At 73.1% G+C, this 19,245-nt stretch carries 14 protein-coding genes; all 14 read right to left on the bottom strand.

The window, feature by feature from the left end:
• Positions 1-138: 138 nt before the first annotated feature.
• Positions 139-1,854 carry a ThuA domain-containing protein gene (locus ACOJTC_RS28935; RefSeq protein WP_377687375.1) on the bottom strand — a complete coding sequence of 572 codons (1,716 nt, stop codon included), beginning with the start codon at positions 1,852-1,854 and terminating at the stop codon, positions 139-141.
• A gap of 60 nt (positions 1,855-1,914) precedes the next feature.
• The gene (locus ACOJTC_RS28940; protein WP_420119259.1) at positions 1,915-4,779 is read right to left on the bottom strand and encodes a carbohydrate-binding protein; all 2,865 of its coding nucleotides are present in this window, start codon (positions 4,777-4,779) and stop codon (positions 1,915-1,917) included.
• A 590-nt stretch (positions 4,780-5,369) separates the two neighbouring features.
• Complete coding sequence (locus ACOJTC_RS28945; protein ID WP_204926341.1) at positions 5,370-6,437, bottom strand: polyprenyl synthetase family protein; 1,068 nt, start codon at positions 6,435-6,437, stop codon at positions 5,370-5,372.
• Positions 6,434-7,882: an alkaline phosphatase family protein gene (locus ACOJTC_RS28950; RefSeq protein ID WP_420119260.1), complete on the bottom strand. Its 1,449-nt coding sequence runs from the start codon at positions 7,880-7,882 to the stop codon at positions 6,434-6,436. The genes ACOJTC_RS28945 and ACOJTC_RS28950 overlap by 4 nt, the downstream gene beginning before the upstream one ends.
• Positions 7,883-7,946: 64 nt before the next feature.
• A complete protein-coding gene (gene eboE, locus ACOJTC_RS28955; RefSeq protein WP_420119261.1) occupies positions 7,947-9,155 on the bottom strand; it encodes a metabolite traffic protein EboE in 1,209 nt (402 codons plus the stop codon).
• A complete protein-coding gene (locus ACOJTC_RS28960; protein ID WP_420119262.1) occupies positions 9,155-10,009 on the bottom strand; it encodes a TatD family hydrolase in 855 nt (284 codons plus the stop codon). Before ACOJTC_RS28960 ends, eboE begins: the two co-directional genes overlap by 1 nt.
• Positions 10,010-10,612, bottom strand: a complete 603-nt coding sequence (locus ACOJTC_RS28965; protein ID WP_357932202.1) for an EboA domain-containing protein — start codon at positions 10,610-10,612, stop codon at positions 10,010-10,012.
• A 37-nt stretch (positions 10,613-10,649) separates the two neighbouring features.
• On the bottom strand, positions 10,650-11,582 hold the full coding sequence (locus tag ACOJTC_RS28970; RefSeq protein ID WP_204926336.1) for a sugar phosphate isomerase/epimerase family protein: 933 nt from the start codon (positions 11,580-11,582) through the stop codon (positions 10,650-10,652).
• Positions 11,579-12,472, bottom strand: a complete 894-nt coding sequence (locus tag ACOJTC_RS28975; protein ID WP_420119263.1) for an SCO3242 family prenyltransferase — start codon at positions 12,470-12,472, stop codon at positions 11,579-11,581. Before ACOJTC_RS28975 ends, ACOJTC_RS28970 begins: the two co-directional genes overlap by 4 nt.
• Positions 12,469-13,617 carry an inositol-3-phosphate synthase gene (locus ACOJTC_RS28980; protein WP_204926334.1) on the bottom strand — a complete coding sequence of 383 codons (1,149 nt, stop codon included), beginning with the start codon at positions 13,615-13,617 and terminating at the stop codon, positions 12,469-12,471. Before ACOJTC_RS28980 ends, ACOJTC_RS28975 begins: the two co-directional genes overlap by 4 nt.
• A 459-nt stretch (positions 13,618-14,076) precedes the next feature.
• Positions 14,077-15,285 (bottom strand): Gfo/Idh/MocA family protein, encoded by a 1,209-nt coding sequence (locus ACOJTC_RS28985; protein WP_420119264.1) that lies wholly within the window; start codon positions 15,283-15,285, stop codon positions 14,077-14,079.
• A 20-nt stretch (positions 15,286-15,305) separates the two neighbouring features.
• Entirely contained in the window at positions 15,306-16,361 is a 1,056-nt protein-coding gene (locus tag ACOJTC_RS28990) for a substrate-binding domain-containing protein (protein WP_204926333.1), read from the bottom strand.
• A 128-nt stretch (positions 16,362-16,489) separates the two neighbouring features.
• The gene (locus ACOJTC_RS28995) at positions 16,490-17,611 is read right to left on the bottom strand and encodes an ABC transporter permease (protein ID WP_204926332.1); all 1,122 of its coding nucleotides are present in this window, start codon (positions 17,609-17,611) and stop codon (positions 16,490-16,492) included.
• A gap of 31 nt (positions 17,612-17,642) precedes the next feature.
• Positions 17,643-19,232, bottom strand: coding sequence for a sugar ABC transporter ATP-binding protein (locus ACOJTC_RS29000; protein WP_420119265.1), 1,590 nt, complete (start codon positions 19,230-19,232; stop codon positions 17,643-17,645).
• Between the last annotated feature and the right edge of the window lie 13 nt (positions 19,233-19,245).

Consider the following 19,245-nt stretch of genomic DNA (forward strand, 5'->3'; position numbering starts at 1 on the left):
CCCCGGGCCCCCCCGGCGGGCCCCCAACCCTCTTGATCACCGAGGCGCCGCCCGGCCGGCGGGCCCGCCGGGGCCCGGCCGTGGGCCGGGCGGGGGGCGGCACGGCCGGCCGGGTGGGGGGGACGGGGCTGGGTGGGGTTACTGGGGGAGGGTCCACTTCTGGTTGGGGGCGGAGGAACTGCACGTCCAGAGCAGGACCACGGTGTTGTCGGCGGAGTTGTTGCCGGAGACGTCGAGGCACTTGCCCGACGCCGGGTTGCGCAGGGTGCCGTCGGACTGCGACGACCAGACCTGCGGGCTGCCACCGGTGCAGGTCCAGAGCTGGATCTTCGTGCCGTTGGCGGTGCCGCCACCCGAGACGTCCAGGCACTTGCCCAGCGCCTTGATCGGGCCGTTCGGGGTGACCGTCCAGGTCTGGCGGGCGCTGCCGTTGCAGGTGAAGATCTGGATCTGCGTGCCGTCGGCGGTGGCGCCGTTGCGGACGTCCAGGCACTTGCCGGCCAGACCCTTGATCGGGCCGGTGCCGTTGGTCGGCGGCGGAGTGCCACCCAGCTCCTTGATCCGGATGTTGCGGAACGAGGCGTCGTCACCGGTGCCGTGGTTCTGGATGCCGATGTGGCCGGCGAGCGAGCGCACCGGGTTGGTGTTGGTGAAGTCGTTGATCCTCGTGCCGTTGAGGAAGACCTGGAGCCGTTCCCCCTCGACCAGCAGCTCGTAGGTGTTCCACTCCCCCGGCGGGTTCAGCGCCGCGTCCCGGGCTGCCTGGTCGGCGGCCTGGAACGAGTAGACCGAGCCGGTGGTCCGGTCGACGGTGTCGGTGGCGTCGATCTGCACCTCGTAGCCGTTGTCCATCGCCGAGTTCGGGTCGCTCGACGGCGGGAAACCGATCAGGACGCCGGAGTTGTCGTCCCCGTCGACCTTCCAGTCCAGCTTGAGCGAGTAGTTGGTGAACTGCTTCGCGCTGTACCAGAGCATGCCCAGCCCGCCGACGGAGCTGAGGGTGGCGTTGGAGTTGGTGAAGCTGCCCGGCCCGGCCTGCGACCAGCCGTTGGTGGAGCCGTTGTAGAGCGCGGTGTAACCGGTCTCCGGCCGGCAGTCGGCCTTCGTCCGGCCGGCCGCGTACCGGATGCCGCCGAGCAGGTGGGCCCGGAACGCCGGCTCGGAGTACGCCGACTGGTTGTGCCCGGCACCGGTGTAGAACGACCGGCCGCCGTTGTACGTCTTGCACCACACGTGCGGGTGGTCGGCCCCCATCCCACCCCCCGAGTACGACGACTCGTCGAGGTTGGCCAGCACGTGCGCGGTGGAGCGGGCGTTGGTGCGGAAGTTGTACCACTCGTCGGTGCGCTGCCAGGTCTGGCCGAGGTGGGCGGTGGCCGCGTGCGCGCGGTCCTCCACCCGTACGGTGGCCTGCTGGATGGCCGGGTGGGAGGCGAACCACGCCCCGACCAGGTTGCCGTAGAACGGCCAGTCGTACTCGGTGTCGGCGGCGGAGTGCACGCCCACGTACCCGCCACCCGCGCCGATGTACGACTCGAAGGCGCTCTGCTGGCTGGCGTTGAGCACGTCGCCTGTGGTGTTGAGGAAGATCACCGCCTCGAACCGGGCGAGGTTGGCGGTGGTGAACTGGCCGCCGTCCTCGGTGGCGGTGACGGTGAAGTTGTTGGCCGCGCCCAGGTCGCGGATGGCCTGGGTGCCGACCGCGATGGAGTCGTGCCGGAAACCGGCGGTCTTGGAGAAGACGAGCACGTCGTAGGCGGCGTCGGCGGCGGATGCCGAGGTGGCCGGGGCGGTGCAGGCGAGGGCGGCGAGGACGGCGGTGGCCGCGCCGAGAATCGGTCGGAAGAGTCTCATGTCGTGCTCCAGTACGCCGGGGGCGCGGGACCGGACACCGCCGGGCCCGCGCCCGTCAGGTCAGGGCAGGGTCCACTTCTGGTTGGCCGCGGACGAGCTACAGGTCCACAGGAGGACCACGGTGCCGTCGGCCGAGTTGTTGCCGGAGACGTCCAGGCACTTGCCCGAGGCGGGGTTGCGCAGGGTGCCGTCGGACTGCGCCGACCAGACCTGCGGGCTGCCACCGGTGCAGCTCCAGAGCTGGATCTTGGTGCCATTGGCGGTGCCGCCGCCGTTGACGTCCAGGCACTTGCCGAGCGCCTTGATCGGGCCGTTCGGGGTGACCGTCCAGGTCTGCCCGGCCCCACCGTTGCAGGTGAGGATCTGCACCTGGGTGCCGTCGGCGGTGGCCGCGTTACGCACGTCCAGGCACTTGCCGCCCAGCCCCTTGATCGGCCCGGTGCCGTTGGTCGGCGGTGGGACGGTGCCGGTGTTCAGGGTGAACGCGTCCAGGTCGTAGAGCAGCCCGGTGCCACCGGCGAAGGTCAGGTAGAGCGTGGTGGTGCCGGTGGGTGCGCCGGACACCGTGCCGGTGACGGTGGTGAAGGTTTCCCAGCCGCCGGTGACCGGCACGCTGGCCTGCCCGAGCACGGTGCCGGTGGGCGAGCCGGCGCGGATCTGGAGGGTGCCGCCGGCGCCGGCCGAGGAGACCCGCGCGGTGAACGAGGTGACGTTGCCGATCTGGTACGGGGAGAACCCGATCCACTCCCCGTTCTCGATGTTGCCGACGGTCTTGCCGCCCTCGGCCGGGGTCTTGTCGTAGAGGGTCACTCCGGACGAGGTCTTGAAGTGCTCGGCCTGCCGGTGCCGGGGCTGGAGGGTGTGCTGGGTGTGCGTGGTGAGGCCACCGGCGTCGGTGTACTCGGCGTCGAAGATGGCGAAGATGTTCGCCGCGTCGTCGTGCTCGCCGTCGACCGGGATGGTGATCGTGCCGGAGCAGCCGTCGACCGAGGAGATCTGGTGACCGTGCTGGTCGTGGCCGAGCACGTAGGTCATCTTGACCTTGGTGCAGTCGACCGTGCCGTCCTCGGGGTCGGTGACGGTGATGCTGAACGGCACCGTGTCCCCGAAGGAGAACAGCGAGCCGTCGACCGGGCCGGTGATGGTGACCGTCGGGGCGGTGTTGCCGACGTTGACCGTCACGCTGTTCGTGCCGGTCGCCCCCTGCGGGTCCCGCACGGTGAGCGTCGCGGTGTACGAGCCGTCCGTGGTGTACGTCTTCGTCGGGTTGGCCGCCGTGGAGGTGGTGCCGTCGCCGAACGCCCACGAGTAGGTCAACGCGCCGCCCTCGGGGTCGGCGGAGCCGGCCGAGGAGAAGTTCACGGTCAGCGGCGCGGGACCGGAGGTCCGGTCGGCGCTCGCCCGGGCCGCCGGTGCCCGGTTGCCGACGCCGACGTAGTCGAAGCGGTACAGGGCCGAGTTGGCGTCACCGTTGTAGTAGCCGGTGCCGTAGTCGAGCAGGTAGTACGCCCCGTCGGGACCGAACGCGGAGTCCATCACCTGCTTGCCCACCCAGGGGAAGCTGTCGATGGTGCCGGGCGACCCGTCGGCGTTGACGTGGATCGGCTTGACCCAGCCCCGGCCGAACTCGGTGGCGAAGAACAGCCCGTCGAAGCTCTGCGGGAACTTCGTCGCCGAGGGGTTGTTCGGGTCGTACCGGTAGACCGGGCCGGCGGCCGGCGACTCGGAGCCGCTGCCGAACGCGGCCGGGCTGCCGGAGTCGCCGCCGTACTTGATCCAGGAGGGCTTGGCCGGCGGGAGGGTGGTCAGACCGGTGTTGCGGAACGAGTTGTTGGTCGGCCCGCCGGTGCAGTTGAACTTCGGGCCGGTCGAGTTGGTGGCGAAGTTCCACTCGTTGTACGTCTCGGACGTGGTGTTGGTGCCGGTGCAGTACGGCCAGCCGTAGTTGCCGGGGCCGGTGACCCGGTTGAACTCGACCTGGCCGGAGGGGCCCCGGTTGGCGTTGGTGCTGCCGGCGTCCGGCCCGTAGTCGCCGACGTAGACGACGCCGGTGGCCTTGTCGACGCTGATCCGGAACGGGTTGCGGAAGCCCATCGCGTAGATCTCGGGGCGGGTCTTCGCGGTGCCCGGGGGGAACAGGTTCCCACTCGGGATCGAGTACGTCCCGTCGGCGTTCACCTTGATCCGCAGGAGCTTGCCCCGCAGGTCATTGGTGTTGCCGGCGCTGCGCTGGGAGTCGTACGCCGGGTTGCGGTTGGTGCGCTCGTCCAGCGGCGAGTAGCCGGCGGAGTCGAACGGGTTGCTGTCGTCGCCGGTGGACAGGTAGAGGTTGCCGGCGGCGTCGAAGTCCATGTCGCTGCCGACGTGGCAGCAGATGCCCCGGTCGGTGCCGATGTCGAGGATGTCGACCTTGCTGGACATGTTGATGGTGAAGTCGGCGTTCAGGGTGAACCGGGACAGCCGGTTCACGCCCTGCCAGGCCGACCAGTTGCTGCCGGTGGCGGGCGCGTCGCCACCGGGGGTGGACAGCGGCGGCGCGTAGTAGAGGTAGATGAACCGGTTGGTGGCGAAGTTCGGGTCGACCCCGAGGCTCTGCATCCCGTCCTCGTCGTGGGTGTAGACGGGGATCGTGCCGATGGTCCGGGTGGTGCCGGCGGCGTCGGTGCGTCGCACCGTGCCGTTGCGGGCGGTGTGCAGCACGGACCGGTCCGGCAGCACGGCCAGCGACATGGGCTCGCCCATCTCGTTGACGCCCCGGGCCAGCTCGACCTGCTGGAAGTCGCTGGCGTTGATGGTGTGGGCGGCGGCCGGGGCGGTCGGGCCGGTGGTGGCGGCGACCGTGCCGGCGGTGACGGCCAGCAGCAGTGCGGCGGCGGAGGGTAGCCACCGTCGGGAACGGTGACCGGTTGGGTCCTTTATGGACATTGGAGGGCTGTCCCTTCCTGACGGATCACGGCCAGGGCGGGACGCGTGCCGCCGCGCCGGATGCCGGGGTGGTGGGGTGGAGTGGTGGGGTGTGGCAGGGCAGGCCGCGCGGCCGGGGGGTGTCCCGGTCGGCCGGTCAGCACCCTCGGCCGGGGCGCGAAGCGCCCGGCGGAAGGTCTCTCGCCGAGGGGTTACCGCGCCGCCGGTTCACCTTGACGAAACATGCCCGTGATGCCACAAACATTAATGGTGACCTATATCAATGTCCATACCCTCTGCCCACCGTTGTGGGTTTTCATCAGATGAAGCCCGCACCCCGGCCGCCCTCCCCGGCCCCACGCCCGACAAAGGCGGGCCGTGCGGCACGGGAGACGACCCGCGGGTCACCGGGCGGTGACCCCACGTTCCCCCCCACGGGCGGCCGGGCCCTGCCCGACCCCTGCGACGCCGGTCCGTGGCACCGGAACGGGCCACCCGGAGGCGAATCCACATTCATCTGATGAAAGTCCGGACCGCTTCCGGTCGGAACACCACCCACCGCACCCGGTCCACGCGCCGGGGCCGCCGCAGCGGGCCGGGGCGGCGACGGCTCAGTGCTGCCGGTGCACGGCCTGGTCGGCCAGGGCGGCCAGCGCGGTACGGGCCGGCTCCGCCAGCGGCACCTGGGCGAGCGCCACCCGGGCGGCGTCGGCCCGGACCCGGATCAACCGCTCGATCTTCTCCCGCGCCCCGGTCGCCTCGATGATCGTCCGCAGTTCGGCGGCACCCGCCGCGTCCAGCTCGGGATTGCCGAACAGGTCCCGCAGCCGGGCGGCCTGGGCCCGGTCGGCGGCGTCGCGGGCCATCGCCATCATCACCGTCGGCTTGCCCTCCCGCAGGTCGTCCAGGATCGACTTGCCGGTCACCGCCGGATCACCGAAGACCCCCAGCACGTCGTCGCGGAGCTGGAACGCGTCACCCAGCGGGTCACCGAAGTCGACGAGCGCGGCGATCAGCTCCGCCGGGGCCCCGGCCAGCGCCGCACCGATCTGCAACGGCCGGGTCACCGTGTACCGGGCCGCCTTCATCCGGATCACGGTGAGCGCGCTGGCCACCGACCCGTCCCCGACCCCGGAGACCAGGTCCAGGTACTCCCCCGCGATCACCTCGGTACGCATCCGGGCGAAGACCCGGTACCCCTGCCAGATCTGCGCGGAGGTCATCCCGCACTCGTGGAACATCTGGTCCGACCAGGCCGCGCAGAGGTCCCCGCAGAGCAGCGCGGTGTTGCGACCGTACGTCTCCGGGTCGCCCCGCCACGCCGAACGGGTGTGCAGCTCGGCGAAGACCCGGTGCACCGACGGCGCGCCCCGACGGTGGTCGCTGCCGTCGAGGATGTCGTCGTGGATCAGCGCGAACGCGTGGAACAGCTCCAACGCCGCCGCCGCCACCACGATCGGGCGGTCGTCCACGCCGCCGGCCCCCCGCCAACCCCAGTAGCAGAACAACGGCCGCAGCCGCTTCCCGCCGGCCAGCACGAACCGGTGCAGGGCGGAGAAGATGCCGCGCGGGGCACCGTCCGGCCAGTCCGGGCCCTGCCGGTCGAGGAACGCCACCAGCTCGGCGTCGAAACGGGTGCGCAGCTCACTGGCGTCGGTCGGGGCGGCGGTGAGCGTCACCGCCGCTCCCCCGCGCCCGGCGGGCCGGTCGGGGCCGCCGACGCCCCGTCGGCACCGGCACCCGCTCCCAACCCGGCCAGCTCCAGCAGCAGGGCCTTGACCTCCGTCGCGGCGAAGGTGTCCCGGGCCAGCGACGGGTCGGAGCAGAGCAGCACCGGACCGTCCGCCGGGTCGGCCGGCAACCGGCCGTGCGAACCGCGCACCGCCCGCGCCCCCGCGTCCAGACCCACCACGCTCATCAGGTAGCGCATGCCGAGCTTCTTACGGGCCAGCGCCACCCCCGCCCGCCGCTTCGCCGCACCCGGCGCGGCCGGGTCGAAGAACAGCTCCGCCGGGTCGTACCCGGGCTTGCGGTGGATCTCCACGTTCCGGGCGAAGTCCGGGGCGCGGGCGTCGTCGAGCCAGTAGTAGTAGGTGAACCAGGAGTCCGGCTCGGCCACCAGCACCAGTTCGCCGGCCCGCTCGTGGTCCAGCCCGGCCGCCGCCTTGCCCTCGGCGTCCAGCACCTCGGCCACCCCGGGCAACCCGGCGCAGAGCTTCGCCACCGCCGCCACGTCCGCCGGGTCCTTCACGTAGACGTGGGCGATCTGGTGGTCGGCGACGGCGAACGCCCGCGACGTCCACGGGTCCAGGTACTCCATGCCGTCCTGGGTGTAGACCCGCAGCAGCCCCTCGGCGCGCAGCAGCCGGTTGACGTCCACCGGGCGGGAGACGTCGGTGATGCCGTACTCGGACAGCGCCACCACCGTCGCGTCGGCGGCCCGTGCGGCGTCCAGCAGCGGGGCGAGCACCGCGTCCAGCTCCGCCGCCGCGGCGGCGGCCCGGGGCGAGGACGGCCCGAAGCGTTGCAGGTCGTAGTCGAGGTGCGGGACGTAGACCAGGGTCAGGTCGGGGGCCTGGTCGGCGAGGATGCGCTCGGCCGCCCGGCAGATCCACCGGGACGACGGCAGCCCGGCGCCCGGCCCCCAGTAGGTGAACAGCGGGAAGGTGCCCAGCGCGTCGGTGAGCGTGTCGTGCAGCTCCGGCGGGTCGGTCCAGCAGTCCGGTTCCTTGCGCCCGTCGGCGTAGTAGATCGGGCGGGGCGTGACGGTCCAGTTGACGTCCGCGCCCATCGCGTACCACCAGCAGACGTTGGCCACCGTGTAGCCGGGCTCGACCCGGCGGGCCGCCTGCCACACCTTCTCCCCACCGACCAGCGCGTGGTGCTGCCGCCACAGCAGCACCTCACCGAGGTCGCGGAAGTACCAGCCGTTGCCGACGATGCCGTGCCCGGACGGCTGCTCACCGGTCAGCAGGGTGGCCTGCGCCGAGCAGGTCACCGCCGGCAGCACGGTACCCAGCTCGGCGGAGAAACCCTGTTCGGCGACGGCGCGCAGCCGGGGCATGTGGGCCAGCAGCCGGGGGGTCAGCCCGACCACGTCCAGCACCACCAGCCGGCGGCTCATGCCGACACCCCGCTGCGTCCGGCGCGGCGGTGGCACCTCGTCGTACCGGGTCGGTGACGCTCGCTCATCGTCGTACTCCCAGGGTCGTCGGGACGGCTCGTTCGGCCGGGGTGAGGCCGAGGGTGACCAGTTCGTCGCGGGCGAAGGCCAGCTCGGCGGCGATGCCCACGGCCAGCTCCGCGTCGGTGCGTGGCCGCCGCGCCGCCGGCAGCACCCCCCACGTGTACGTCTCGACGTCCAGGTGGTCGCAGCCGGCGGTGGGGCCGGCGAGCAGCGCGGCCAACGCGGCGCGCAGCACCGGCACGGTGGAGGTCAGCGGCGGCTCGGGCGGGGCGTGCAGCGGCACGTGGTAGTGCACCCGCCACGCCCCGGGCAGCCGCGCGGCCAGCGCCGCGTCCAGGTCGTCGGCCGCGTACGCCGGATCGGCCGGATCGGCGGCGTGGGCGCAGCCGGCGGTGCGGGTCTGGTGCAGGAACCTCGGCTCCACCCAGCGGCCCAGCGCCTCGGCGTCGGCGACCGGGTCGGCCGACTCCAGCGCGGCGGACACCTGCACCTTGACCACCGGCAGCCCGGCGGCGCGCAGCCGGGCCAGCGCCGCGACGGGTTCCTCCCAGGCGCAGGCGAGGTGGGCCAGGTCGAGACAGATCCCGAGCCGGTCCGGGTCCAGGCCGCCCAGCAGGGCGGCGGCCTGCCCGCTGCTCTCCACCACGCAGCCCGGTTCCGGTTCGAAGGCCACCCGCACCACCCGGCCGGTGTCCCGTTCTACCTCGGCCAGGCCGGCGGTGAGCGCGTCGAGCCGGCGACGGGCGGTGTCGGCGTGGGCCGCGTCCCAGGGCTCCCGCCAGGCCAGCGGCAGGGTGGAGATGGAGCCCCGGGCCGCGTCGTCGGGGAGCAGGTCGGCCAGGATCCGGGCCAGGTCGAGGGTGTAGCGCAGCCGCTGCCCGGTGGTCCAGTCCGGGTGGTACACCGCGCCCTTGACCACCGGGGCCTGGAAGGCCGCGTACGGGAAGCCGTTGAGGGTGACCACCTCCAGCCCCCGGTGGGTCAGTTCGGCGCGCAGCCGGCGGCGGGCGGCCGGGTCGGCGGCCAGCTCGGCGGCGACCGGGGCGGCCAGCCACAGCCCCAGGCCGAGCAGGTCGGAGCCGAGCGCCTCCCGCACCGGCAGGGCGTACGTGTCGAGTTGGGCGAGGATGCCGGCGGCGTCCGCGGCGGGGTGCACGTTGGTGCAGTAGCCGAGGTGGACGGTGCTGCCGTCGGCGTGCCGCAGCCGCATCAGTCGCCGCCGCGCAGGATGGAGTTGCCCTCGAAGGTGCCGCTGGTCGGGGTGTCCAGGTCGGTCAGGTCGAGCCGGCCGGACTGCCCGTAGAACTCCACCGGGTTGCGCCAGAGCACCAGGTCGACGTCGTCGTCGGTGAACCCGGCGGCCAGCATCGCCTCGCCGGTGGCCCGGGTGAGCAGCGGGTCGGAGCGGCCCCAGTCGGCGGCCGAGTTGACCAGCATCCGCTCGGTGCCGTACGTGCGCAGCAGCTCCACCATCCGCGGCGGCGACATCTTGGTGTCGGGGTAGATGGAGAAGCCCAGCCAGCAGCCGCTGTCCCGGGCCAGCTTCACGGTCACCTCGTTGAGGTGGTCCAGCGCCACCCGGCCGGGTGCGATGCCGCTCTCGGCGATCACCGCGAGGCTGCGTTCGACGCCGCGCGCCTTGTCCCGGTGCGGGGTGTGCACCAGGGCCGGCAGGTCGTGGTCGACGGCCAGCGCGAGCTGGGTGGCGAACGCCTCGTCCTCGGCCGGCGTCATGTCGTCGTAGCCGATCTCGCCGACCGCGACCACGGCGTCCTTCTCCAGGTAGCGGGGCAGCAGGTCGAGCACCGGGCGGCAGCGGGGGTCGTTGGCCTCCTTCGGGTTCAGCGCCACGGTGGCGTGGTGCCGGACGCCGAACTGGCCGGCCCGGAACGGTTCCCAGCCGATCAGCGAGTCGAAGTAGTCGGCGAAGGAGGCGGCGCTGGTGCGCGGCTGCCCCAGCCAGAAGGCCGGCTCGACCACGGCGCGGACCCCGGCGGCGGCCATCCGCTCGTAGTCGTCGGTGGTCCGCGACGTCAGGTGGATGGGGGGGTCGAAGATGCGCATTCACGCCTCCCTGATGGTGAGCCGGTCGAGCAGTGCGGTGGCGTCGGCGGGGAGCTGCCGACCGGCGGCGTGCCGTTCCGCGGCGAGCGCGGCGAGCATGGTGGCCAGTTCCCCGTCGGCCCGGTCGTCCAGGTCGGCGACGACGGCCAGCGGCACCCCGATGAAGACGCACTTGAGCACCGCCTGCCGCCAGGCGTCGGCGGTCAGGTGCCGGGCGTACGGGCCGAGGGCCGCGGCGACCAGCCGGGTGTCGTTGGTGCGGATCGCGTCGTGCAGCAGCGGCACCCCGGCGTCGCCGATCGGCAGCAGCGGCAGGGCCTTGAGCACGGCCCGCTTCTCGGCGGCGTCGCCGTACCGGTAGACCTGCTCGACCTGCCCGGCGGCCCGGCCGGCGGGCAGGGCGGCCAGCAGCAGCGCGCGGGCCGCCTCGTCGGCGCTCCAGCCGGGTGCGTCGGGCAGCTCGTGCCGGCCGCACCGGCGGGCGGCCGCCGGGAAGTACCGCGCGACCGTGTCGGGCTCGGCCGCGACGTGCCGCAGCGCGGTGTCCAGCCAGTCGGGATCGGGTGCGCCCCCGAGCGCGGCCCGCAGTCGATCCGGTGTCATCCGTCTTCCCTCCCCAGGTGAGTACGGTCGGCGGTGGTCAGGCCGCCCCGGTGGTGCCGGCGGGCACGGGTGGTGCGCCCACCGCGAGACCGGCCTGCCGGGCGGCGGTACGCAGGAAGTCCAGCGACCGGGCGGCCACGGTGGGCGCGGCGTGCGAGTGCCGGGGCAGCTCCACGGCGACGAGTCCCCGGTAGCCGCCGTCGGCCAGGGCACGCAGCACGGGCGGGAAGTCGATCTCGCCGGTGCCGAACTCCAGGTGTTCGTGCACGCCCCGGCGCATGTCGTCGATCTGCACGTTGACCAGGTGGCCGGCCACCTGGCGGACGCAGTCCGGCACGGTCGCCGACTCCAGGCAGCGGCAGTGTCCGATGTCGAGGGTGATGCCGAAGCACGCCGGCTCGCCGAGGGCCCGGTGCAGCCACCGCCAGCCGGCGATGTCCTCGACCAGCATCCCCGGCTCCGGCTCGAAGCCCAGGGTCACCCCGGCCCGGTCGGCGGCGGCCACCACCGTGGCGCAGCCGGCGACCAGCCGGTCCCGGGCCACCTCCACCGGGACGTGGCCGGGCCGGACCCCGGCCCAGAACGAGACCGCCTCCGCACCGAGGTCCGCGCCGACCCGCACCGCCCGTTCCAGGAAGTCGATCCGGCCGGCCGCCTCGTCGTGCAGCAGCGTCGGGGCGTGCTTGCGCCACGGGTCGAGCAGGTAGCGGGCGCCGGTCTCGACCACCACGCCGAGGCCCAGCGCGGCCAGCCGGTGCGCGACCGCGTCGACCCGACGGGCCAGCCCCGGCGCGTACGGGTCGAGGTGGTCGTGGTCGAGGGTGAGCGCGACCCCCTCGTAGCCGAGGTCGGCCAGCACCGTCAGGGCGTCGTCGAGCCGGTGGTTGGCGAACCCGTTGGTGCCGTAACCGAACCGCAGCCGCTCGACGGCTGGCGGGTCGGCGGGGGTGGTGGGCGGTGGGGTGGTCATGTCGGGGAGAGCTTCCGGGCCAACCGGCCGCCCAGCGGCGCGGCGAGCGCGACCAGCGCGCCGACCAGCCCGGCACCGGCCCGCGCGGTGAGCGCGCCCTGCAACGAGGGCAGGCCGGTGATGCCGGCCCCGACGGCGGCCCGGACCCGGCCGGCGGTGGGGTCGGCGGCGACCCGGGCCTGCGCGCCGCCGTACCGGGCGACGTACCAGCCGGCCAGGCCGACCGGCAACGCGGCGGCGACCGCCCCGGCCCGGAGGCCCGGGGCTGGCGTCGCGGTGGCACGGCGGGGCAGGGTGGTGGCGGCCAGCGCGACCAGGGCGGTGCCGGCGAGGGTACGCCGGGGCAGCGCCGCGTCGGCGCCGGTGACCTCGCGTCGGGACAGGGCGGTGACCGTCCAGGTGTGCGCGGCGACGGTGAGCGCCGCCGGCAGCGCCCGGACCGGCCGGCCGGGGGACGCACCGAGCAGCACGTCCAGCCCCCGGCAGGCGGCCATCACGGCGGGACCGGCGGCGGTGTTCTTCGCCGCGAGGTCGTACCCCCAGATGGTGGCGGCGAGGGGGAGCGCGACGGCGGCGGCGCGGCGACCGCCCACGGCGGCGGCCAGGCCCAGGCCGGCGGCGGTGAGCCCGGCGGCGACCCCGGCGGCGGCGGCCGGGGTGATCCGGCCGCTCGGGATGGGCCGTTCCGGGCGTTCCTCGGCGTCCAGCACCCGGTCGGCCCAGTCGTTGGCGGCCATTCCGGCCCAGTAGAGCAGCACCGACGCGCCGGCCAGCCCGGCGGTACGCGGGCCGAGCACGCCGGCCGCCGCCGCCCCGGCCACCAGGTCCCCCGGTACGGACAGCGCGGCCGGTGCCCGGACCAGCTCGGCCAGGTCGGCCAGGCTGGTCACCCGGCACCGCCGGCGTGCAGCTCCCGGGCGAAGTCGACGAGCCGCTGCCACTGGGTGCTCAGCGAGTGGGTGGGCGAGTCGATCGGGTCCTTGAAGAAGAACGCCAGCTCGGGCAGGGGTCCGACCCGGCCGGCGGCGTGCGCGGCGGCGGTGAGCCGGGCCAGGTCGAGCACCAGCGGGGCGGCCAGCGCGGAGTCGCAGCCGTGCCAGGTGAACTCCATCCGCATCCCGGTGCCGAGGAACCCGGCGAAGGTGATCAGATCCCAGGCGGTCTTGAAGTCGCCGAGGTCCTCGACGTAGTCGATCCGGGTGCCGCCCTGCGGCACGTAGCCGAGGGTCTCGCCGAGGACCCGCTGCTTGCTGTCCACCTTGGCGGCGTTGGCGCCCGGCTCGGCCAGGGTCGCCCCGTCGCCACCGCCGAGCAGGTTGACCCCGGACCAGGAGCGCACCGCGAGGTTCCGCATCGCGAACATCGGGGCGAGCACCGACTTGACCAGGGTCTCCCCGGTCTTGCCGTCGTGCCCGGCGTACGGCAGACCGCGCTGGGCGGCCAGCGCCGCGAGCGCCGGCAGGCGCAGCCCGGTGGAGGGGGTGAAGTCGACGTACGGGCAGCCCGCCTCGACGGCCGCGTACGCGTAGAGCGAGCTGGGCGGCAGCACCTCGTCGGTGCCGGCGAGGGCGGCCCGCAGGGCGTCCGGGTCGGCGTGGCCGGGGTGCGTGGCGGGGGCGGGTTCGGTGGCGGAGACGTTGACCACCACCACCCGGTCCAGCCGGTGCCGGTCGCGGAACGCGGTCAGCTCGGCGGCGACGGCGGCAGCCCGGTCGGCCTGGCTGCCGGCGGTGGGCGCGGGCCGCAGGTCCTCCTCGACGGCGGCCAGGTCGGCGGTGAGCGCGGTGGCCAGCCGGCCGGGCAGCACCCCGGCGGCGGCGAGCGCCTCGGCCCGCTTGGTCAGCGGGGTGGTGGCCACGTCGTGACCGCCGAAGACCAGGTCGGCGAAGGTGGGCAGGGCGGGCCCGCGCAGGTCGGGCAGTTCGGTGACGCAGCCGGTGGGGCCGGTGAGACCGGCCCGCAGGGCGAGGCCCCCGACGATGGCGGTGGTCGCGACGGAACCGCGCGCTCCCACCAGCCAGACACCCGTTCTCATGGTGCTCCTTCCGTCGGGTGGAAACATCGCGTCGGTCGAGTCGTACGGGTGGGGCGCGGGGTGGCCCCGCCCGCCCGTCGTGCGGGATGGCACCGGGCGCGGCGACGATGTCGGCGGCATCGTCACCGCATCCGGTTCCCGTACGGCGTGCGGACGGGGCTGGCAGGCAGGGCCGGTTCGGCGTCTCGGCCCTGCCTCCCCGCATCCGGCCGACGGCGGCGGCGCGCCTCCGGCCGGACGACTGTGGTTGGTGATCCGGTTTATCGAATCACGTTCATCAATGTTCTAACAGGCGGCCCTCCGGTGCGACCGGGGAATCCCGGTCCGGCCGCACCGGACGGCCGACGTGCGCGTGCCCCGGGCCGACGGCCCGGCGCACGCCCTCCGACACCGACCCCGGCCCGGCCGCGGGGCGCAACCGCGGCCGGTCCCTCGCCGGTCGGCGGCGGAGGTGGCTGGTCAGACGGCGAGCGCGGCCAGGGCCGGCTCGACGTCGGTCCACGGGGAACCGAGTTCCGCCGAGCGGGTCACCGCATCCAGCACGAGCTGGACCTGCAACGCGTCGGCGAACGACGGGGTCGGGTCGACGCCGGTGGCGACCGCCTCGACGAAGTCGCGCATCTCGTGCGTGAAGGAGTGCTCGTAGCCGATGATGTGACCCGGCGGCCACCAGGCCGCCATGTACGGGTGCTCGGCCTCGGTGACCAGGATGCGGGCGAACCCCTGCTCGGCCGTCGGCCGGGTGGCGTCGTAGAACTCCAGTTCGTTGAGGCGTTCCAGGTCGAACACCACCGAACCAAGCGAACCGTTGATCTCCACCCGGAGGGCGTTCTTGCGACCGGTGGCGAACCGGGTCGCCTCGTACGTGGCCAGTGCCCCGTCGTCCAGCCGGGCCACGAAGATCGCGGCGTCGTCGACGGTGACCGTGCCGGTCGCCGTGGCGGTGCCGTCGACCTCGGCGGCCAGGCCGCTCGACGCGCCCGGCAGCGGACGCTCCTTGACGAACGTCTCGGTCACCGCGCTGACCCCGGTGATCCGCTGCCCGGTCACGAACTGGGTCAGGTCGATGATGTGCGCCCCGATGTCACCGAGGGCACCGGAGCCCGCCTTGTCCTTCTCCAGCCTCCAGACCAGGGGGAACTGCGGATCGACGATCCAGTCCTGCAGGTACGTCGCCCGGACGTGCCGGATCGTCCCCAGCCGCCCTTCGGCGACGAGCTGTCGCATCAGGGCGACGGCGGGCACCCGGCGGTAGTTGAACCCGCACATGGACCGGACCCCGGAGGCTGCCGCGGTGGTCGCGGCGGCGGTCATCGCCCGCGCCTCGTCCACCGTGTTGGCCAGCGGTTTCTCGCAGATCACGTGCTTGCCGGCGGCGAGCGCGGCGAGGGCGATCTCGGCGTGGCTGTCACCTGGTGTGCAGATGTCGACCACGTCGATGTCGTCCGAGGTGACCAGGGCACGCCAGTCGGTGGTGTGCGCGTCCCAGCCCAGCCGGTCGGCTGCCTCGGCGACCTTCGCGGCGTCCCGGCCGCAGATCTTCGCCATCCGAACCCGGGCGGGCAGGTCGTACACCCGGTTCACGGTGCGCCACGCCTGTGAGTGCGCGGCGCCCATGAACGAATACCCGATCATCCCGATCCGGAGTTCGCTGTCGTGAGTGGACAAGGTGGGTCTCCCCCCGTGTATCAGAACCCGAGCTTGAGGTAGTTGCTCGCGTTCTCCTTGGTGATCGTCTCCGAGGCGAGCACGATCTCCTTGGGCACCTGGAGTTCCACCAGGTCGGACATGCCCTTGCCCTGGGCGATGAGGCGGGCCAGGGAGATGGCCGAGGAGGCCATCGACGGGCTGTAGGTCACGGTCGCCTTGAGCACCGTGTTGTCGGCCTGGATGTCCTCCATGGCCTTCTTCGAGCCGGCGCCGCCGACCATGAAGAACTCCTTGCGGTTGGCCTGGTTGACCGCGGCCAGCACACCGATGCCCTGGTCGTCGTCGTGGTTCCAGACCGCGTCGATCTTCGGCAGGGCCTGGAACAGCCCGGTGGCCGCCTGCTGGCCGGAGTCGGCGGTGAACTCCGCCGGCCGCCGGTTGGCCACCTTGAACCCGGCCGTGGCCAGGGTGTCGGCGAAGCCCTTGGACCGCTGCTGGGTCAGCTCCAGCGAGTCGATGCCGGGGATCTCACCGATGATCGGGTTGCTGACGCCCTTGGCCTTGAGCTGCTCCACGATGAAGTTCGCGGCGGCCACGCCCATGCCGTAGTTGTCGCCCATGATCTGCAGCCGGTAGGCCAGCGCGTCGGGGAACGCCCGGTCCAGGTTGACCACCGGGATGCCGGCCTTCATCGACTCCAGGCCGAACGCGTTGAGCTCCTTGCCGTCGTGCGGCAGCACCACGATGACGTCCGGCTTCTGGGCGACCAGGGTGGACAGCGCCGCCCGCTGGGCCGCCGCGTCCGCGCCGGCCTCGACGGTCTTGAAGTCCACGTCCGAGTACGCGCCGGCCTGCGCCTTGGCGTTGTTGGTGATGGCGGCGATCCAGCCGTGGTCGGCGGCGGGGGCGGAGAAGCCGATGGTGACCTTCTTGCCGGGGGCGCTGTTGCCGCCCTCGGCGTTGTCGGCCGCCTTGGTCTGCGCCGCGGTCGGTGTGGACTCGTTGCTGGTGCAACCGGCGAGGAGCACACCGGCGCCGACCGCCGCGCCGCCGAAGAGCAACCGGCGACGGGACAGGTCACGGGGCTGGGTCATGACGACCTCCAGGAAATGACGGATGGTGGGGGTGAAAAAGGTTGTGCTGATCCCGGCCACCGTCGGTGGCCGCCGGAATGCGGTGATGCGGAGGGTCGGGACGCGCCCGGTGGGGCGACGCGTCCGGGTCAGGCGGGGGTGGTCAGCTTGTTGCGGCTGAGGAACTGGGTGACGCTGCGGAACTGCACCTGCTGGATCAGGACGGCGCCGACGATGATGCCGCCCTTGACCATGTTCTGGGCCTCGGTGGACAGGCCGTTGATGGCGAAGAGGTTCGTGATGGTGGAGAAGATCAGCACGCCGAGCAGGGAGCCGATGATGGTGCCCCGGCCACCGCTGAGCAGCGTGCCGCCGATGATGGCTGCGGCGATCGCGTCCAGCTCGTACAGGTTGGCCATGGCCGCCTGGGCGGAGTTGGCCTGCGCGGTCAGCATGATCGCGGCGATGCCGCAGCACAGGCCGGACAGCGCGTAGAGCAGCAGGGTGTGCCGCCGGACGTTGATCCCGGCGAGCCGGGCCGCCTCCGGGTTGCCACCCACGGCGACCGTACGCCGGCCGAAGGTGGTGCGGTTGAGCAGCACCCACCCGGCGGCGACCACGGCGGCGAGGATGTAGACCAGCAGCGGGATGCCCAGCAGGTCGGTGCTGGCGATGCCGTTGATGAAGGAGTTGTTCGACACCTGGGTCTGCTTGCCGGAGATCTGGGCGGCCAGACCCCGGGCGGCGACCATCATGGCCAGCGTGGCGATGAACGCCACCAGCCGGCCGTAGGAGATGAGGATCCCGTTGACCAGGCCGACCGCCGCACCGACCACGATCGCCGTGAAGATCATGCCGCCCGCGCCGTAGCTCTGGGTGGCGACCGTGGTCGACCACACCCCGGCGAGGGCGACGATCGCGCCGACCGACAGGTCGATGCCACCGCCGATGATCACGAAGGTCATCCCGACGGTGACCACCCCGACCACCGAGGCGAGCTTGAGGATGGTCAGCGTGTTGCCCCACACCCAGTCCGGGTTGGAGTAGAGATCCCAGCGGGTCGCGGCGCCGATCACGACCAGCACCACCAGCACGCCGATCAGGCCGAGGTTACGCTTCGCGCCCTCACCCCCGTCGCCCTGCCAGAAGGACAACCCGCCCGTCCGGGGCTTCTCCTTGAGCGACGCCGTCACCGCCGGGTCTACCGGCGGGGACTGCGCCGGCAGGTCCGCCGGCCGGTCCGGTGTCGCGGTCCCGGTCGACTCACTCATGCCGTCACCTCGTTATGTCCACTGCGCTCGCTCATGCCGGCGCGCCTTCCATCAGAGACCCCGCCATGACGAGGTCGAGCACGGTGTTCTCGTCCAGTTCGCCGGCGGGCGCCTCGCGCACCATCCGGCCCTCCCGCATCACCAGCACCCGATCGGCCAGGCCGAGCACCTCGGGGACCTCGCTGGAGACCAGCAGCACGCCGACCCCCTGGGCGGCCAGGCCGCGGATCACCCGGTACAGCTCGGCACGGGCCCCCACGTCCACCCCCCGGGTCGGCTCGTCGAGCAGCAGCAACCGGGTGTCGCCGAGCAGCCAGCGCCCGACCACCACCTTCTGCTGGTTGCCGCCGGAGAGGGTGCGTACCGCCCGGCGCACGTCGTTGGGCCGGAGCTGGAGGTCGTCGGCGATCCGCTCCGCCTCGGCCCGCTCCCGCCCGGCATTGGTGAAGCCGAGGCGGGCGTACCGGGTGAAGGTCGCCAGGGTGACGTTGCGGTGGATCGGCTCGCCGAGCAGCAACGCCTGACTCTTACGTTCCTCGGGGGCCATGCCCATGCCGGCCCGGACGGCCGCGCCGACACTGCCCGGCCGCAGGGTCCGACCGCCCATCCGGATGGTGCCGGACTCGGCGCGTCGGGCACCGTAGATCGTCTCCAGCAGTTCCGAGCGGCCGGAGCCGACCAGCCCGGCGATGCCGACGATCTCGCCGGGACGGACGCTGAGCGAGACGTCGGCGAACTCGCCGGTCCGGCTCAGCCGCTCGACCCGCAGCAGCTCGTCGCCGGTGGCCGGCGCGGTCGGGCGGTCCGGGAAGACGTACTCGATGGTCCGGCCGGTCATCCGGGCGACCAGGTCGCGGGTCGGGGTGTCGCGGGCCGGCAGGTTCGCCGCCGTGGTCCGACCGTCCTTGAGTACGGTGACCCGGTCGCCGATCTCGCGGATCTCCTCCATCCGGTGCGAGATGTAGATGACCGCGATGCCCTGGGCGGTGAGTTCCCGGATGATCCGGAAGAGGTTGTCCACCTCGTCGTGCGCCAGCACCGCGCTCGGCTCGTCCATGATGATCAGTCGGGCCTCGTGGGACAGCGCGCGGGCCATGCTGACCACCTGCTTGCCGGCCGCCGGCAGCGCCCGCACCATCCGGCCGGGCGGAATCTCGCCGTGGCCGAGCCGGCTCAGGATCTCCCGGGTACGCCGGGCCATCAGCCCGCGCCTGACGAACCCGGCGACCTTCGGCTCGTGGCCGAGGAAGGCGTTCTCGGCGACCGACAGGTCCTCGACCAGGTCGAGTTCCTGGTAGATGGTGGCGATGCCGGCGCGCATGGCGGCCTGCGGGTTGGCGAAGTGCGCCGGTTCGCCGCGCCACTGCACCTGCCCGGAGTCGGGGCGGTGCACCCCGGCGAGCACCTTGATCAGGGTGGACTTGCCGGCGCCGTTCTGCCCGAGCAGGCAGTGCACCTCGCCGGCCCGCACCTCCAGCTGCACGCCGTCGAGGGCGCGTACGCCGGGGAAGGTCTTGACCACGTCGGTCAGCCGGAGCACCACCTCACCGGCGACGGTGTCGGCGGGCGCCTCGACCAGCGGGGCCTTGTCCCCGGCGGCGGAATGCGACTCGGTGCTCATCGCGGGTCCTCCA

It is taken from the genome of Micromonospora sp., from assembly GCF_048594385.1.
GTDB lineage: Bacteria > Actinomycetota > Actinomycetes > Mycobacteriales > Micromonosporaceae > Micromonospora > Micromonospora wenchangensis.

Coding starts and splice junctions, on each gene's coding strand:
- ACOJTC_RS28965 (WP_357932202.1), bottom strand. CDS start 10,612: ATGACACCGGATCGACTGCGGGCCGCGCTCGGGGGCGCACCCGATCCC.
- ACOJTC_RS28950 (WP_420119260.1), bottom strand. CDS start 7,882: ATGAGCCGCCGGCTGGTGGTGCTGGACGTGGTCGGGCTGACCCCCCGG.
- ACOJTC_RS28935 (WP_377687375.1), bottom strand. CDS start 1,854: ATGAGACTCTTCCGACCGATTCTCGGCGCGGCCACCGCCGTCCTCGCC.
- ACOJTC_RS28970 (WP_204926336.1), bottom strand. CDS start 11,582: ATGACCACCCCACCGCCCACCACCCCCGCCGACCCGCCAGCCGTCGAG.
- ACOJTC_RS29000 (WP_420119265.1), bottom strand. CDS start 19,232: ATGAGCACCGAGTCGCATTCCGCCGCCGGGGACAAGGCCCCGCTGGTC.
- ACOJTC_RS28980 (WP_204926334.1), bottom strand. CDS start 13,617: ATGAGAACGGGTGTCTGGCTGGTGGGAGCGCGCGGTTCCGTCGCGACC.
- ACOJTC_RS28990 (WP_204926333.1), bottom strand. CDS start 16,361: ATGACCCAGCCCCGTGACCTGTCCCGTCGCCGGTTGCTCTTCGGCGGC.
- eboE (WP_420119261.1), bottom strand. CDS start 9,155: ATGCGGCTGCGGCACGCCGACGGCAGCACCGTCCACCTCGGCTACTGC.
- ACOJTC_RS28960 (WP_420119262.1), bottom strand. CDS start 10,009: ATGCGCATCTTCGACCCCCCCATCCACCTGACGTCGCGGACCACCGAC.
- ACOJTC_RS28940 (WP_420119259.1), bottom strand. CDS start 4,779: ATGTCCATAAAGGACCCAACCGGTCACCGTTCCCGACGGTGGCTACCC.
- ACOJTC_RS28995 (WP_204926332.1), bottom strand. CDS start 17,611: ATGAGTGAGTCGACCGGGACCGCGACACCGGACCGGCCGGCGGACCTG.